Here is a 15,074-nt window from a genome sequence, read left to right as displayed (position 1 = left end):
TCATGGATGTTCGATTGATCAGTAATTAATAAATAAAGTTGGAGTTTTAGAGAATATTGCTACAAGGAGTTGCTGATATGAGTGAAGTAAAATTAACAAATCAATTATCCCCTGCTTTCCCCAAAATACGAATCATAACTGAAACCATTACTAATATTATAGGTTTTATCGTCCTAGGCGTTTTATTTTGGTTGAATCATTATTTTTCATGGCCAACATGGGCGTTTTGGATTTTGGTAGCTCTACTTGTGTTCGGCCTACTTGGTGCGATATGGTCCTTTATTGAACCGAAGTTACTTTATCAAACCTGGAGTTATCAGTTTAATGATGAATACCTACAACTACGTTATGGTGTGTTAACAAAAGAATGGGTGACTGTTCCGTTGACGAAAATACAGTCCGTTTCAACAAGTCAAGGTCCGATTATGAAAAGATTTCACGTCAGGGCGATTAAAGTGGAGACAATGGGATCTTCTCATACAATTCCTGCTTTGGAAGAGCATGTTGCGCTAGAGCTAAGAGAGAAATTAGCAGATTATGCAAAACTAAAGGAAGTGGATGAATGATGCGTTACCATCCACTTAGTATCGGTTTTCGAATCTATCAATTTATCAAAAGTAGTTTTGTAGTTATTTTGTTGTTATTTGTGTTAAGAAAGGATTCGGATTCTTGGGTTTTTGTGTATGGGAGATATGCTTTTCTACTAGTTGTTATATTGGTGCTAGTTCACATTGTGGCTAGTTGGTTTGTCGAGAAATATGAGTGGAAGGACCGAACATTCCATATACATAAGGGGATTTTTGTGAAGCGGACAAGTACTATTCCTTTTTCAAGAATACAAAATATCACGCGAAAAACATCCGTCTTTCATAAAATCTTTGGACTAACCTCCCTTACCTTTGAAACGGCAATGGATGGGGAGGATGATTCCATCGATTTCGCGGTATTAACGAAGAAACATGCCAATTTTCTAATTGATTTAGTTCAGCCGGATAAACAGCCGGAAGTCATACAAAATCATGAGGAGTCTGAACAGGTAATCGTTCATGGACCAAATCGTACTGTTCATTTTACACCAGAGAAAAAAGATTTGTGGAAAGCGAGCTTTACCTCTTTAAGTTTCCTAGCAATTGTCCCGATTGTATTTGCAGGGCTGGATTACTTGGAACCCCTTTTACCAGATACCAATGATATAAAAGGTATCTTTCAGGTGTTACTCGAAAGTAAATGGCTCTTTGTCATCATCCTTATATTGGCTGTTGTTGTTGCCGTTACTTTTGGTGTTGCAAGGACATTCATTCGTTATGGCAAATATGAAATATCATCCGATGATAGATTTATCTATATTGATCGAGGGGTTCTAAATGAAAGTTATTTCGCGATTGAAAAAAGGAAAATTCAGGGCTTAGAAATGAAGCAAACATGGATGAAGCGACTCTTTGGGTTAGCAGAAGTTAAATTAATCAGTTCTGCCAATCCGAATAAAGGGGATGAATCGATCAATGTGAACTCCCTTTATCCATTTTTGCCGGTCCTAAAAGCATATGATTTAATTGAAGAATTGCTTCCAATCTATCAGTTGAAAGAGACCCAATTAGAGAGGTTACCGCGCAAGTCCTTATGGGTAAAATTGTTGAAACCAAGCTGGTTTTGGGTGCTGGCAACGATAGGACTGTTTTATTTTAAACCTGAGCTATTTGGATTCAACGAGGCGTGGTGGATCTTATCTCTTGTTCTACTCTTTTTAATCATCTTGCAACGGATTCTTGATTTCGTACATACAAGATTTTCGTTGAAGGAAGACCAAGTGCAATGGTGGCATGGTGGTCTAACGAGTCGTATGTTTATAACGAAGCGAAGACATGTGATTGAAATGTCGTATGATCAGACCATATTACAAAGGCTCTTTGATGTAGCTTCCATTACAACGATGAATCGTTCAACACCAACACATATCGAAACAATTCATGATATTCCCTTACCGTTTGCCGATACGTTTGAAAAATGGTATTTGCAGCGTCAGGAGGAAATTGAAATTGTAAAACGTAATGGGAGAATTCCACCCGTTTAAAGAAAAGGTCATTTATTGTGAAAAAAATGAGAAAACAGTAGTTGACAATGTTATGAAAAAAATGGTAATCTTCAAGAACACTAATAAAAATTTTTACAAAGGAGGAAAGGACAATGAGAGACCCAAAAACACGAAACCTACACAACAATTTTATACATTGTCCATACCTTTATTTGTAGAATTGTAGATTCCAAATGCAAGTACAGGTATGGTACGCCTACTATACCTGTACAAAAGATGCATGCTCTTTTTAGGGTATGCATCTTTTTTGTGTGGGATTTTTTAGTGAATACCCATGAAAGGGAGTAAAGACAATGTGGAAAAAGCGAAGAGTATTGATTTTCAACAAGGAGTTGCTAGATAGTGGGTAGCTCAAAGCTTTCAACTGTGAACGAGAAAGAAGGTATGAGATATGTTTGAAGTATTAGGTAAACTTGGTTGGTTTTTTAAAAAATATTGGTTGCAATATACAATTGCTATCGTCTTGTTAATGATCGCCACAGTGTTGGAAGTGATTCCACCTTATTTACTTGGCTCGATTATTGATGTTTTAACAGCAAGTGAAATGACTAGGAATGTATTGATTCAATATATTTTAATATTCGTAGCCATTATCGTTTCTGGCTATTTCTTAAATTTCTTTTGGCAGTACCGATTATTTGAAGGTTCTTTAAACCTAGAAAAAGTCATGCGTCGTAAGCTTATGTTGCAGTTTTTAAAAATGACACCGACCTTTTATGAGAAGAACCGTACTGGGGATTTAATGGCACGTGCTACGAATGATTTGAATTCCGTTTCGCTAACAGCGGGTTTTGGAATTATGACGTTGATCGATTCTACCTTGTTTTTGGGAACGATTATTTTTGCAATGGGATTCATGATTTCGTGGAAATTAACCTTCTTTTCAATGCTACCGGTTCCAATTATGGCCGTGCTCATTCAATATTTAGGGAAAATTGTCCATGAACGATATATGAAAGCCCAGGATTCATTTGGTGAATTAAATGATAATGTTCTAGAATCTGTTGCAGGTGTGAGAGTCATTCGCGCCTATGTACAGGAAAAGAAAGACGAACAAGTCTTTGCTGATAAAAGTGAAGAGGTATACCAGAAAAATATGCATACAGCGAAGACTAATGCTTTATTTGGCCCGATTACGAAAGTCGGAACAGGTATTAGCTATGTCGTAGCATTAGGATATGGTGCATTTCTTGTAGCTAATGGTGAAATGACAGTAGGTCAGCTTGTTACATTTAATGTGTATCTAGGTCTTGCCGTATGGCCAATTTTTGCAATTGGTGAACTGATCAACGTCATGCAGCAAGGAAATGCTTCACTTGATCGTGTCCAAGAAACGCTCAATTATGAGGCAGATGTTAAAAATTCAAATGATCCAGTTGCTGTTTCGACACCTAATAACATAGGATTTCATGATTTAATGTTTCAGTACCCAACGAGTCAAGTGAAAAATTTGCAGAAGATCACTCTATCCTTAAAAAAAGGAGAAACACTTGGAATTGTAGGAAAAACAGGTGCTGGTAAAACGACATTTTTACGACAATTACTACGCGAATATCCATTACAAGAAGGTCAACTCAGTATTGCTGGGATTGATATCGCGTCACAAACGAAGGAACAAATACTTGATTGGATTGGATATGTTCCACAGGATCACGTGTTATTTTCACGGACGATTCGAGAAAACATTTTGTTTGGTAAAGAAGATGCTACAGATGCAGAAATCGAGAAGGCTATTCATTTAGCATACTTTAAAAAAGACTTGGAAAACTTACCGAGGGGACTTGAAACCCTTGTTGGAGAAAAAGGGGTTTCCTTATCTGGAGGACAAAAGCAACGCGTGTCCATTGCACGTGCACTTATCAAAGACCCTGAAATCTTAATCCTGGATGATTCTCTATCCGCAGTTGATGCGAAAACAGAGGCTCGAATCATCGAAAACATTCAGAATGAGCGAAGTGACAAAACAACGATTATTACGACACATCGTTTATCTGGTGTTCAACACGCTGATCATATTATCGTGCTGGATGAAGGGCAAATTACAGAACAAGGGACTCACGAAGAACTTCTAAAACAAAATGGTTGGTATAAGGAACAATTTGACCGTCAGCAGCTAGAGGAGGGTCGGGCATGAGTACAGGTAAACGATTAACAAAATATGCGATGTATTACAAGGGACCTATTTTTATTGGACTATTTTTCTTAACGATTGCAGTCTTTACGGATTTAGCAGGTCCATTTATTGCGAAGTACATCATCGATGAATATATGGTCCTTGGAAATATTGAAATTCAGCCAATTGCATGGTTGCTTTGCTTGTATCTCATTTTAGCAATCGCAACAGCGATTTTACGATATTTCATGTATATTTATTTACAAGTTGGAGCGAACCGGGTCATCCAAAAATTACGCCAGGATGTATTTGGGCATATTCATACATTGCCGATTCAATTCTTTGATCAACGTCCAGCCGGAAAAATTGTCGCACGGGTTACGAATGATACAGAAGCCGTTAGAAATTTATACGTGCAGGTACTTTCAAATTTTGCGACAAGCTTTATTTCAATTGCGGGTGTTTATATTGCCCTATTTATACTTAATTGGAAAATGGCGATGCTTGCATTACTCATGATTCCACTTATTTATGTATGGATGATTTTATACCGGAAATATGCATCACAGTATAATAAAGTGATTCGTAAAAAAATTGCGGACATCAATGCGATGATAAATGAGTCGATTCAAGGAATGACGATTATTCAAGCCTTTCGTCGTGAAAAGCAAATGACGAAGGAATTTGATGATATGAATAATGAGCATTATGCATATGGACGAAAACTATTATTATTAGATTCTGCCACTTCATTTAACTTAGTAAATACGTTGCGTCTCATGATGTTCACAGTTTTCATTGTATATTTTGGTACACAATCATTATCGGTAGGTGAGGTTGCCTCAGCGGGTACATTGTACGCATTTGTTGATTATTTAACAAGATTATTTAATCCGATAACGAATGTTGTGAATCAGTTTTCCCAATTAGAACGCTCTCTTGTGGCAGGAAAACGAGTATTTGATGTATTAGATTTAAAAGGGGAAGAGGTATCCGAGGAAACGATGCCAAGATATGATGGTCATGTGGTATTCGATGATGCCACTTTCGCCTATAAAGATGATGAATATGTATTAAAGAATCTATCGTTTGAAGCAAAACGTGGTGAAACGGTCGCCCTAGTTGGTCATACCGGTTCTGGAAAAAGCTCAATCATGAACTTGCTTTTCAGATTTTATGATCCATCCATAGGAAAGATTTATATCGATGGAATCGACATCACGACCTTGCCAAGACAGACAATTCGTCAGCATATGGGAATCGTCTTGCAGGATCCGTATTTGTTCACAGGTACCATTGCCTCAAATGTGAGCTTGAATGACCCGAAGATCACACGGGAAAAAGTAGAGAAAGCATTACAAGCAGTCGGTGCAGAGCGAGTTCTCAAGAATCTTGAAAAAGGAATCGATGAACCGGTAATTGAAAAAGGAAGTACACTTTCATCAGGTCAACGCCAGCTTATCTCATTTGCACGTGCACTTGCGTTTGACCCAGCGATTTTAATATTAGATGAAGCGACTTCAAATATTGATACGGAGACTGAAGAGATAATTCAACATGCGATGGATGTTCTTAAGAAAGGGCGCACAACCTTTATTATTGCTCACCGTCTTTCAACCATCAAAAATGCCGATCGCATTCTTGTATTAGAACGAGGAGTCATTAAAGAACAAGGAACCCATGAAGAATTATTGGCTCACGGCGGTATTTATGCAAACATGTATCGCATGCAAGCACAGTCACTATATGCGTAAGTTTTTTGGACCACACGAGTACAAGGCTCTGTGGTCCTTTTTCATGGTTGCTTTTATAAGTATTCTTGAAACAACGATGAAGCCCTTTCGTTTGATATCTCTTTCTTATCTTGTGATAATAGAAGAAATACATGAGAGAAAGGGGCTAGATGGATGAAGGTTTGTGTAGTTGGAGCAAATGGACAAATTGGTAAACAAGTAGTTGGGTTATTAAATGAAAGTGGTGAGCATACACCACTTGCTATGGTACGTAAGCAAGAGCAAGTAGCCTATTTTACAGAATTAGGTGTCGAAACTGTTGTAGCAAGTATTGCAGACAGTGTGAAAGAAATCCGTGAGGCAATTTCGGGATGTGATGCAGTTGTATTTACTGCAGGGTCTGGCGGTCACACAGGTCCAGATCAAACCCTCTTAATTGACCTGGATGGCGCAGTAAAAACCATTGAAGCAGCAGAACAATCTGGGGTCAAACGCTTTGTCATGGTCAGTGCGTTAGGTGCTAATCAACGTGAAAAATGGAATGAAGCCATCCGTCCATACTATGTCGCAAAGCATTATGCAGACCGAATTCTCGAACAAAGTGAGTTAACCTATACGATTGTTCGACCTGGTGGTTTATTAAATGAAGAAGGAACTGGGAAGATTGCTGTAGGGGAGAATTTAACGAGAAATACAATCCCCCGGGCGGATGTCGCAAAAGTGATTGTCGCTTCGTTAACAGAGGAACGTACATTTAATCAAGCTTTTGATCTTGTAAGTGGCGAAGAGCCAATAGTGGATGCATTAAAAAATTTATAGGGTATACATTACGCTTGCGACATGATTGTGTCGCAAGCGTTTTAACTTATTGATCTGCAGGAAATACGAGTCCCATTTGCTGCCGGGCTTCGTCTAGGATTTCCATTACAGCCAATGAGTTTTCGTATGTATTGACAGTTGATTGGATTGAACCATTTTTAATCAACTCGATAAATTCCTTTGCCTCATAATACATCGTGTGCTGCTCGGGAAGGATTGAAAGATCTTCCACTTTTCCATCCCGATAACGAATTTCAACTTTTTCAGGTGAAGAGATTTTATCAATCAGAATGCTACCATTTTCACCTTGAATTTCAGAAGGGATGTATGAATTCGTGATTTTCGAAAACATCATCATACCCTCCATCTCCTCGTAATGGGCAAGGATACTCCCTTCACCATCCACACCAGAATTAAGCATTAAACCACTTGCTTTGATCGAATCGGGCTTTCCAAATAATTGAACCATTGGATATACACAGTACACGCCAATATCCATTAACGAACCATTCGAAAATTCAGGTTTAAAGGCATTTAATACGGTACCTTCCTTATAGGCATCATAGCGGGATGAATATTGACAATAGCTCGCAAAATAGCGGCGAACTGGACCGATTTTGTGTAAGTTCTCGCGAATGTTTGCATAAGAAGGGAGAAATCCGGACTTCAAAGCTTCCATTAAGAGCACTTGATTTTCCTTTGCCGCTTGAATCATTTCTTTTAGTTCTCTCGTATTTGAGGCAATCGGTTTCTCACAAAGAACATGCTTGCCATGATTCAATAAAATAATAGCTTGAGAGGCGTGAAAGGAAGTCGGGCTTGCGATATAAACTGCATCAATTACATCAGATTGTGCCATTTCCTCAATCGATGTAAAGATATAGGGTGCTTGATAATTTTCAGCAAACTCCATTGCGCGTTCCTCTGTACGCGAGTAAACAGCCGTTAATGAAAAATCCTCGATTGCTTTTGTTGCTTCTAAAAATGCATCTGTTATCCAGTTAGTTCCAATTATTCCAAAACGAATCATATATTTTCCTCCATAAACAAAAATTACAGCATATACTAGATTATATCAGACATACACAAATTGAAAAAAATGATAAAGTGAAACTTCAATCATTGGGGGGCTTCTTCCCCAATGATTGTTAGTTGAGGGCCATACGATGTGGGTCACAAAGACGTTGCCACAGGACGTGGCGTTCTTAGTCTTTGTTCTTCTTAATCGGGCTTTTACGGGCAGTTATTTTCCACTTAAACACTTAGCTTATGCTAAAATTATTTTACTGCCCGTTAATGCGGGATAAAATGAAAATCATACATAATCGAATAGGGATGAGAATAGTGAAAGTGTTTTTTAGTTCATTACAATGGCTTGCGTTTATCATTGCAAGCTCGATTGTGGCGCCAATCGCGATAGCAGCTCTTTATGGAATGGCCCCAGTAGAAACAGCTAGTTTTGTTTCGCGGACCTTCCTATTACTCGGATTAGCAAGCTTAGTTCAAGTGTATTTTGGGCACCGTCTGCCGATTAATGAAGGGCCGGCCGGTTTATGGTGGGGCGTGTTTATCATTTATGCAGGTCTAGGGCCAACCTTGTATGGCTCAGGGGAAGATACACTCCGAGCGATAGAAGCGGGGATTTTGGTTAGTGGAATATTATTTATGCTTTTAAGTGTACTTGGAATTATTGATCGAATTTCAAAATTATTTACACCGGTTGTAACAGGGACTTATTTGATTTTGCTTTCACTTCAACTAAGTGGTTCATTTTTAAATGGAATCTTTGGGGTGGGTTACCGGGGCGAAGAAACGGTTAATTTAAAAATCCTAGTGATTTGTCTGTTTATTATTCTTTTTACGTTTGTTTTTGCAGAAAAGGGACCTCGAGCATTAAGGCAATACTCCGTTCTTATTAGCTTAGCCCTTGGTTGGATCATTTTTGCTATTTTCGGCCTTACTGAGCCAATCAAAGTGACATCGAATAAATGGATGGAATTCCCTCGTATCTTTTCCTTTGGAAGTCCAGTCTTTGATAGTGGAATGATTGCCACAGCGATCCTTGTGACGTTATTGCTGTTAACAAATTTAATCGCAAGCATAAGAGTTGTTGAGCAGGTGCTCCACTCCCAACAAATTAAAACTGAAAAAACTAGATATCGTCCGGCTGGATTTATGGCAGGGGTTAACCAAATCCTCGCAGGAATTTTTTCAGCGGTTGCACCCGTTCCCATCTCAGGAGCGGCAGGTTTTATTGCAACCACGAAAATCAATACAAGACTTCCTTTTATTGTCGGTAGTTTTATTTTAGTCGGCATTAGTTTTTTTCCAAAAATCATGAACTTTGTTTCAGGATTGCCGGCACCAATTGGGTATGCAACAGTATTTATCATTTTCGCTAATCTCATGTTGCCTGCGTTAGCTGCATTTGAAAACTTGTTGAATAAAAGTCGTTCCCGAATGATCATTGTGTTTTCGTTATTTGTTGGGGTAGGGTCGATGTTCGTACCTTCAGATGCTTTCAAGGATGTGCCCCCTATTTTAACATCGATATTAAATAATGGACTCGTTCTGGGAACAATTGTCGCCATCTTAATTGAACAAACTGTTACACGACTAGGCTCTAAAAAGAAAGAAAGAGCCTAGTCGAAATGGAGGTAATTATGCTACTATAAAGAAAAATTTGTTAAAAGCAAATGTCTAGTAGGTGACTTGATGGATACGGTAAAAATGTATACGGCTTTTACGAGAAAAGCCTTTATGAGGTCAGCCGCCTATCGATTTGATGTGTGGACAAGGTTGGTTTCAAATATTATCTTTCTACTAATGTGGATGTCAATTTGGTATGCACTGTATGCTGGTAAAGAAGAAGCAAGTGGAATTTCTTTAACAGCCATGCTTACCTATGTTGTCGTCAGTCAATTTTTAACCGCAGTGAATGGTGCGGGTACGCCATTATGGGAGCTGCAGGAAAAGGTTCGAACAGGTGACATCGCACTCGAATTAATGAGACCTTTTGATGTGCCGTTACGCTATTTGTTTGCCGATTTCGGCAGTGTCGCATTTTATATGTTAACCGCGTTGGTCCCGTTATATATTCTGTTGTTTTTCTTTGTTGATCTGAGCTTGCCAACCTCATGGCAGACGTGGATTTTATTTGTTATTTCAGGGTTTTTAGGCTTTCTCATTCGATATTGTATTGAACTGACATTTGGCTTATTCACATTCTGGCTCATTGAAACCGGAGGAATCGAGGATGTCTTTTATTTTTCTGTTTCACTTCTATCCGGATCTGTCATCCCGTTGTGGTTTTTCCCAGGTTGGTTGCAAACGCTTGCATACTATTTACCATTTCAAGGAATCTATTTTATTCCGAATGCTATTTTCATAGAAGAGATTTCAGGTAACGAGGTCTTTCTATCAATTGGGATTCAGTTATTTTGGGTAGCAGTTTCGTATGGAATCCTCCGATTTGTTTGGAGTAAAGCATCAAACAAAGTGATCGTGCAGGGAGGGTGAAGCATGAAAAATATAATCGATTACATGAAATTATATTTTCGACTCGTCGGAGCAGGTGTCCGTGCCCAAATGCAGTATCGCTTTGCATTTATCATGCGCATTGTTGGGATGGTCGCAGCCTATACAGGTACTGCTATCACGATGTGGGTTATGCTCTATCAATTTAAAGAACTAGGAAAATGGAATTTCTATGAGTTGCTCTTTTTATTTGCACTTGCCGTTTTGTCATGGGGATTTTGTATCATTCTCTTTTTCCATTTTAGAAGCTTGGATACGTATATTGTAAATGGTACCTTTGACCGGTTCCTCGTTCGCCCCATCAATCCATTCTTTCATTTTATGGCGATGAAATTTGATATTGGGGCAGCGGGTCAGTTCATTTTTAGTATATTGGTCTTTATTTGGGTGAGCACTGCCCTTGATATTCATTGGCAATTTGGAAAAATCCTCTTTTTACTTAGTGCAGTTATCGGAGGGATATTGGTTCAAGGGGGACTACTCGTGTTTATTTCGGCAATTGCCTTCTGGACGACAAAATCAGAGCGTTTTTATTGGGTCGTGATGTATCCAGCACGAAATTTAACGAACTATCCTCTTGCGATTTATCCAAAAGTGGTCCAATGGGTAACTGCGTTTGTTGTTCCATTTGGGTTTGTGAACTATTTCCCAGCAGCGGTGATTTTAGAAAAGGAAACACCTTATTTCCCTTCCTATATTGGGTATTTTACACCACTTGTGGGAATCGTGTTTTTTATCATGGCATATCATGTGTGGATGCTTGGTTTAAGTCGATATAAAAGTGCTGGCTCATAAAAAAAGGGGGTTCCTATCTTGGCTATAATTGAGGTCGAACATGTACGAAAAGAATTTAAGATTGCAAAAAGGGAGACCGGGTTCATGGGGGCTTTAAAAAGTGTAGTGAACCGGCAATTTGAAACGAAAGAAGCAGTTAAAGACATCACATTTTCGATTGAAAAAGGGGAAATGGTTGGATACATTGGACCAAATGGTGCTGGGAAATCAACGACAATCAAAATGCTTACCGGCATTCTAGTTCCATCAAGCGGGTCAATCCGTGTTAACGGGATTATCCCTTATGAAAATCGGAAGGAAAATGCGAAAAACATTGGTGTGGTGTTTGGTCAACGGACGCAGCTTTGGTGGGACCTGCCAACGATTGAATCATTCGAATTACTTAAGGAAATTTACCGTGTTCCAGTAGTCCGTTATAAAGAAAATATGGACACTTTTACAGAAATTTTAGGCTTAGGTGAGTTTTTGAACACGCCTGTTCGTCAGCTTTCACTAGGTCAGCGAATGAGAGCAGACATTGCTGCATCCCTGCTACATGATCCGGACATCTTGTTTTTGGATGAGCCAACGATTGGTCTTGATGTCGTTGCGAAAGAAAAAATGCGGGAATTTATTCAAGAAATCAATAAGCTTCGAAATGTGACGGTGATTTTAACTACCCACGATATGGAAGACATTGAAAAGCTATGTAAGCGAATGGTTTTAATTGATCATGGTCAAAAAGTGTATGATGGCGAGATTGCATCAGTTAAGTCACGTTATGGTAAAATGCGGACATTAATTGTTGATGTTGAGGAAAATGGAATCGACTTACAGATATCGAATGGGGAAATCTGCAAAGAGGAAGGAAACCGAAAATGGATTCGTTTCAATCGTGATGATTATTCTGCGTCAGATGTGATTTCCCAAATTACTCAGACCCATAATATTACGGATTTGACGGTAGAAGAGCCTGAAATTGAGTCGATCATTAGTCGAATTTACCAAGAAGGCTTTTCGAAGGAAGAAGTTCCGGTGAAGGTTTGATATTTTTGATGTAAAAAGCCCTACGAAGGATTAATTCGTAGGGCTTACTTGTGTTTTATGGTCATTATTTCATTTTAATGGCTGATAAACTGACCCCTATGGTCATTAGCACAAAATCAAACGTTTAAAAAAACAAATAGGCCATTCCTACAATAATGGGTAAGGTAATCAGCGTCCGCTGTAAAAAGATAATGACTAAGTCTAGGAACGATACGGGTAATTTAGAACCGAGTAATAATCCACCAACCTCAGACATGTAGATTAACTGTGTAATGGATACTCCTGCAATAACAAATCGTGTAAGATCATTCTCGATATCTGCCCCAATAATTGTAGGGAGGAACATGTCTGCAAATCCGATTACCATCGTTTCAGATGCGGCAACCGCCTCTGGCACTTGAAGTAAGGCTAGAATCGGTACGAAAGGTGCGCCAAGATATTTGAAGATCGGAGTATATTCCGCAATCAGAAGTGCGATTGTTCCGATTGCCATAACGACTGGAACAACACCCAACCACATATCTAAGACGTTTTGCATGCCGCCTTTGACTACTTTCGAAACGCCTTCGCTTTTTTTCGCTTGGTAGACAGCTTGTTCCATTCCCCACTTGAAACGACTTACATTGCCTGGAATAGTTTCGTCCGCCTTTTGTGTAGTACCTTCATAATACGTATCCGATTTTCTTGATAATGGCGGGATTCTTGGTGTAATAATCGCCGCAACAAAACCTGCAAGTAGGATTGTAAAATAGAACTGCGCAAACATATTCTGTAATCCCATTTGAGCTAATATCACCACTGTAAACGTGATGGAAACAACTGAGAAAGTCGTTCCAATAATGGCTGCTTCCCTTTTTGTATAGTAGCCTTCTTCATATTGCTTATTTGTAAGAAGAACACCAACGGTTCCATCGCCTAACCAAGAAGCGATGGCGTCAACGGATGAACGTCCGGGTAATTTGAAAAGGGGACGCATCACCTTCGTCAGTAATGCTCCAAATAGCTCTAGTAGACCAAAATCAAGCAATAATGGTAAAAACAGTCCTGCAAATAAAAAGACAGAAAATAGAACAGGAATTAAATCAAATAGCAAAGTACCACCAGTTGCATCCGACCAAATAGCGGAAGGACCAAGCTTGAAGAGGGTCATAATTGAAAAAATCATCCCTAAAATTCTTGTTACAACCCACACTGGAGACACATAAAAAAGTCCCGATAAAAACGGAGATTTCGTAATAAATGCAGGTTTGATGAATACTGTTAAAATCGAAATAATCCCAGTAATGGCGATTAAACCGGTCATAATATAAGGAATTGAATCGCCTAATAAATCTTGAACAATGCCTGCTAAAATGGCAACAGGAATTGTGAATGTATCCTGATATTGAAAGGGTACGATAAATAAAATAATTCCAATTAAGGATGGAATAATAAATTTTAAATAATCAGTCGCTACTGGTTTCTCTTGTTGTTTTTGAACTGCCATAGTTGTTTCACCTCATTAAAAAGTCACAAATCCTACTTTATAACAAATTGCATAAAAATGCGAGAGTTATTTTTATAAAAATGCTTCCATTCGCATAAAAATACTATTCTGAAAACACGGTTGTTTTTTGTATCATACCCAACTATAGGGAATACTAAAAGAAAGGAGTGGTTACCTATGAAAAAACGTCAAAATAAAGAAGAGCCAACAATTGCAGTTGGAATGGACACAGAAGAGGAATTAAGAGAAGATGCGTCAATGAAGGAAATTGAAAAAGGTGACTACACAAAGGTCACAACCCTTTCATATGACGAAAATGATCCGAGCTAATCATAGAGAAAAGCATTGTCACTTTGTGATGATGCTTTTCTCATTTTCAGTCCTAATACCCAAGTTTACTGATTTCCTTTAATAGACAACCTCTAAAATGCTAAAATTGTAGTATACTAAAAAAATGGACTTATAGTGGTAGATTATTAAACTAGGAGAATGATGATGTTACAGAAGCTCAACAAAAAATTAGAGAAACTGATGCCACTCATTACACCTACAAGTGTAGTATTGGGTGTCTTATTAACTGCATATTTGGCTCCTTTTTCGTATTTAGTACCATGGATTTTTGCATTTATCACGTTTTCAGGAGCATTAAGTTCAAGTTTTAGTTCATTAAAACGAGCAATCACACATCCATTCCCAATCTTGATTGCTCTTTTTACATTACATTTAATCATGCCTGCATGGGCTTGGATTGTTGGGCATTTAACCTTTCCAGGCGACAGCTTTACAATTACTGGGTTGATTTTGGCAGTGGTAATTCCCACTGGAATTTCAAGCTTTATCTGGGTTGCGATGAAGCACGGAAATATTGCACTTACACTCTCTATTATCTTAATTGATACGTTGATTTCACCATTTGTTGTTCCGTATAGTTTAACGTTATTTGTCGGTAGTAATGTTGAAATGGATATTTTAAGTATTATGCAGGGTCTTTTTTTCATGGTCGTGCTGCCTTCCATTCTTGGTATGCTCGTTAACCATGTGACAAAAGGAAAATGCACAAAAACTCTTAGCCCAAACCTAGCGCCTTTTTCAAAGATTGGCCTTGGAGTAGTGGTGATGATCAATAGTGCCGATATAGCACCCTATTTGAAAAATGTAAACCTGAAATTGATACTGATCGGAGCGGTCGTTTTCTTTATTGCTTTTTGTGGTTATTTAATCGCATGGGGAATAGGTCGTTTCATGAAATTAGACTCAGATGTCATAATTGCTCTTATCTTCACGGGGGGCATGCGCAATATTAGTGCCGGAGCCGTCATTGCCATTACATTCTTCCCAGCTGAAGTCGCTGTTCCAGTCGTAGTGGGGATGCTCTTCCAACAGATATTAGCTTCAATTTACGCTTTATTCATTGATCGTGTATATTCATTCGATGGACTTGAAAGAAAGTTCTCTGCATAACCAGCGTTAGCC

The 15,074-nt window shown here is 38.6% G+C and carries 13 protein-coding genes; 11 read left to right on the top strand and 2 right to left on the bottom strand.

Features of this window, described 5'->3' with window-relative positions; genetic code table 11:
* The first annotated feature begins 77 nt into the window (after positions 1–77).
* The 5 genes from ABC371_RS19820 to ABC371_RS19800 all read left to right on the top strand — a co-directional run bounded on the left by ABC371_RS19820 (position 78) and on the right by ABC371_RS19800 (position 6,757).
* A complete protein-coding gene (locus ABC371_RS19820; RefSeq protein ID WP_412898363.1) occupies positions 78–566 on the top strand; it encodes a PH domain-containing protein in 489 nt (162 codons plus the stop codon).
* Positions 563–2,071: a PH domain-containing protein gene (locus ABC371_RS19815; protein WP_412898362.1), complete on the top strand. Its 1,509-nt coding sequence runs from the start codon at positions 563–565 to the stop codon at positions 2,069–2,071. The genes ABC371_RS19820 and ABC371_RS19815 overlap by 4 nt, the downstream gene beginning before the upstream one ends.
* 412 nt (positions 2,072–2,483) lie before the next feature.
* Complete coding sequence (locus ABC371_RS19810) at positions 2,484–4,226, top strand: ABC transporter ATP-binding protein (RefSeq protein WP_412898361.1); 1,743 nt, start codon at positions 2,484–2,486, stop codon at positions 4,224–4,226.
* Positions 4,223–5,959, top strand: a complete 1,737-nt coding sequence (locus ABC371_RS19805; RefSeq protein WP_412898360.1) for an ABC transporter ATP-binding protein — start codon at positions 4,223–4,225, stop codon at positions 5,957–5,959. The genes ABC371_RS19810 and ABC371_RS19805 overlap by 4 nt, the downstream gene beginning before the upstream one ends.
* A 153-nt stretch (positions 5,960–6,112) precedes the next feature.
* Positions 6,113–6,757, top strand: a complete 645-nt coding sequence (locus ABC371_RS19800; protein WP_412898359.1) for an SDR family oxidoreductase — start codon at positions 6,113–6,115, stop codon at positions 6,755–6,757.
* Between the two features lie 46 nt (positions 6,758–6,803).
* Here ABC371_RS19800 and ABC371_RS19795 read toward each other — a convergent pair whose 3' ends face one another.
* Positions 6,804–7,787, bottom strand: a complete 984-nt coding sequence (locus tag ABC371_RS19795; protein WP_412898358.1) for a Gfo/Idh/MocA family protein — start codon at positions 7,785–7,787, stop codon at positions 6,804–6,806.
* A gap of 314 nt (positions 7,788–8,101) precedes the next feature.
* Between ABC371_RS19795 and ABC371_RS19790 the strand changes: the two genes are divergently transcribed.
* From ABC371_RS19790 to ABC371_RS19775, 4 genes are all read left to right on the top strand, one after another.
* Positions 8,102–9,403, top strand: coding sequence for a purine/pyrimidine permease (locus ABC371_RS19790; protein WP_412898357.1), 1,302 nt, complete (start codon positions 8,102–8,104; stop codon positions 9,401–9,403).
* Between the two features lie 69 nt (positions 9,404–9,472).
* A complete protein-coding gene (locus ABC371_RS19785) occupies positions 9,473–10,276 on the top strand; it encodes an ABC transporter permease (RefSeq protein WP_412898356.1) in 804 nt (267 codons plus the stop codon).
* Between the two features lie 3 nt (positions 10,277–10,279).
* Positions 10,280–11,089: an ABC transporter permease gene (locus ABC371_RS19780; RefSeq protein ID WP_412898355.1), complete on the top strand. Its 810-nt coding sequence runs from the start codon at positions 10,280–10,282 to the stop codon at positions 11,087–11,089.
* Positions 11,090–11,107: 18 nt separating this feature from the next.
* Positions 11,108–12,115 (top strand): ABC transporter ATP-binding protein, encoded by a 1,008-nt coding sequence (locus tag ABC371_RS19775; protein ID WP_412898354.1) that lies wholly within the window; start codon positions 11,108–11,110, stop codon positions 12,113–12,115.
* 124 nt (positions 12,116–12,239) lie between these two features.
* Here ABC371_RS19775 and ABC371_RS19770 read toward each other — a convergent pair whose 3' ends face one another.
* Complete coding sequence (locus ABC371_RS19770) at positions 12,240–13,601, bottom strand: YjiH family protein (RefSeq protein ID WP_412898353.1); 1,362 nt, start codon at positions 13,599–13,601, stop codon at positions 12,240–12,242.
* Between the two features lie 177 nt (positions 13,602–13,778).
* Between ABC371_RS19770 and ABC371_RS19765 the strand changes: the two genes are divergently transcribed.
* Both ABC371_RS19765 and ABC371_RS19760 read left to right on the top strand, forming a co-directional pair.
* Positions 13,779–13,931 carry a hypothetical protein gene (locus ABC371_RS19765; protein ID WP_412898352.1) on the top strand — a complete coding sequence of 51 codons (153 nt, stop codon included), beginning with the start codon at positions 13,779–13,781 and terminating at the stop codon, positions 13,929–13,931.
* 165 nt (positions 13,932–14,096) lie between these two features.
* Positions 14,097–15,062: a bile acid:sodium symporter family protein gene (locus ABC371_RS19760; RefSeq protein WP_412899403.1), complete on the top strand. Its 966-nt coding sequence runs from the start codon at positions 14,097–14,099 to the stop codon at positions 15,060–15,062.
* The last annotated feature ends 12 nt before the right edge of the window (positions 15,063–15,074 follow it).

Origin of the sequence: Bacillus jepli (assembly GCF_047238305.1) — a bacterium.
Lineage (GTDB): Bacteria > Bacillota > Bacilli > Bacillales > Bacillaceae_L > Ferdinandcohnia.
The sequence above is the reverse complement of the archived record's forward strand: the minus strand, read 5'-3'. Positions and strand labels throughout refer to the sequence as shown.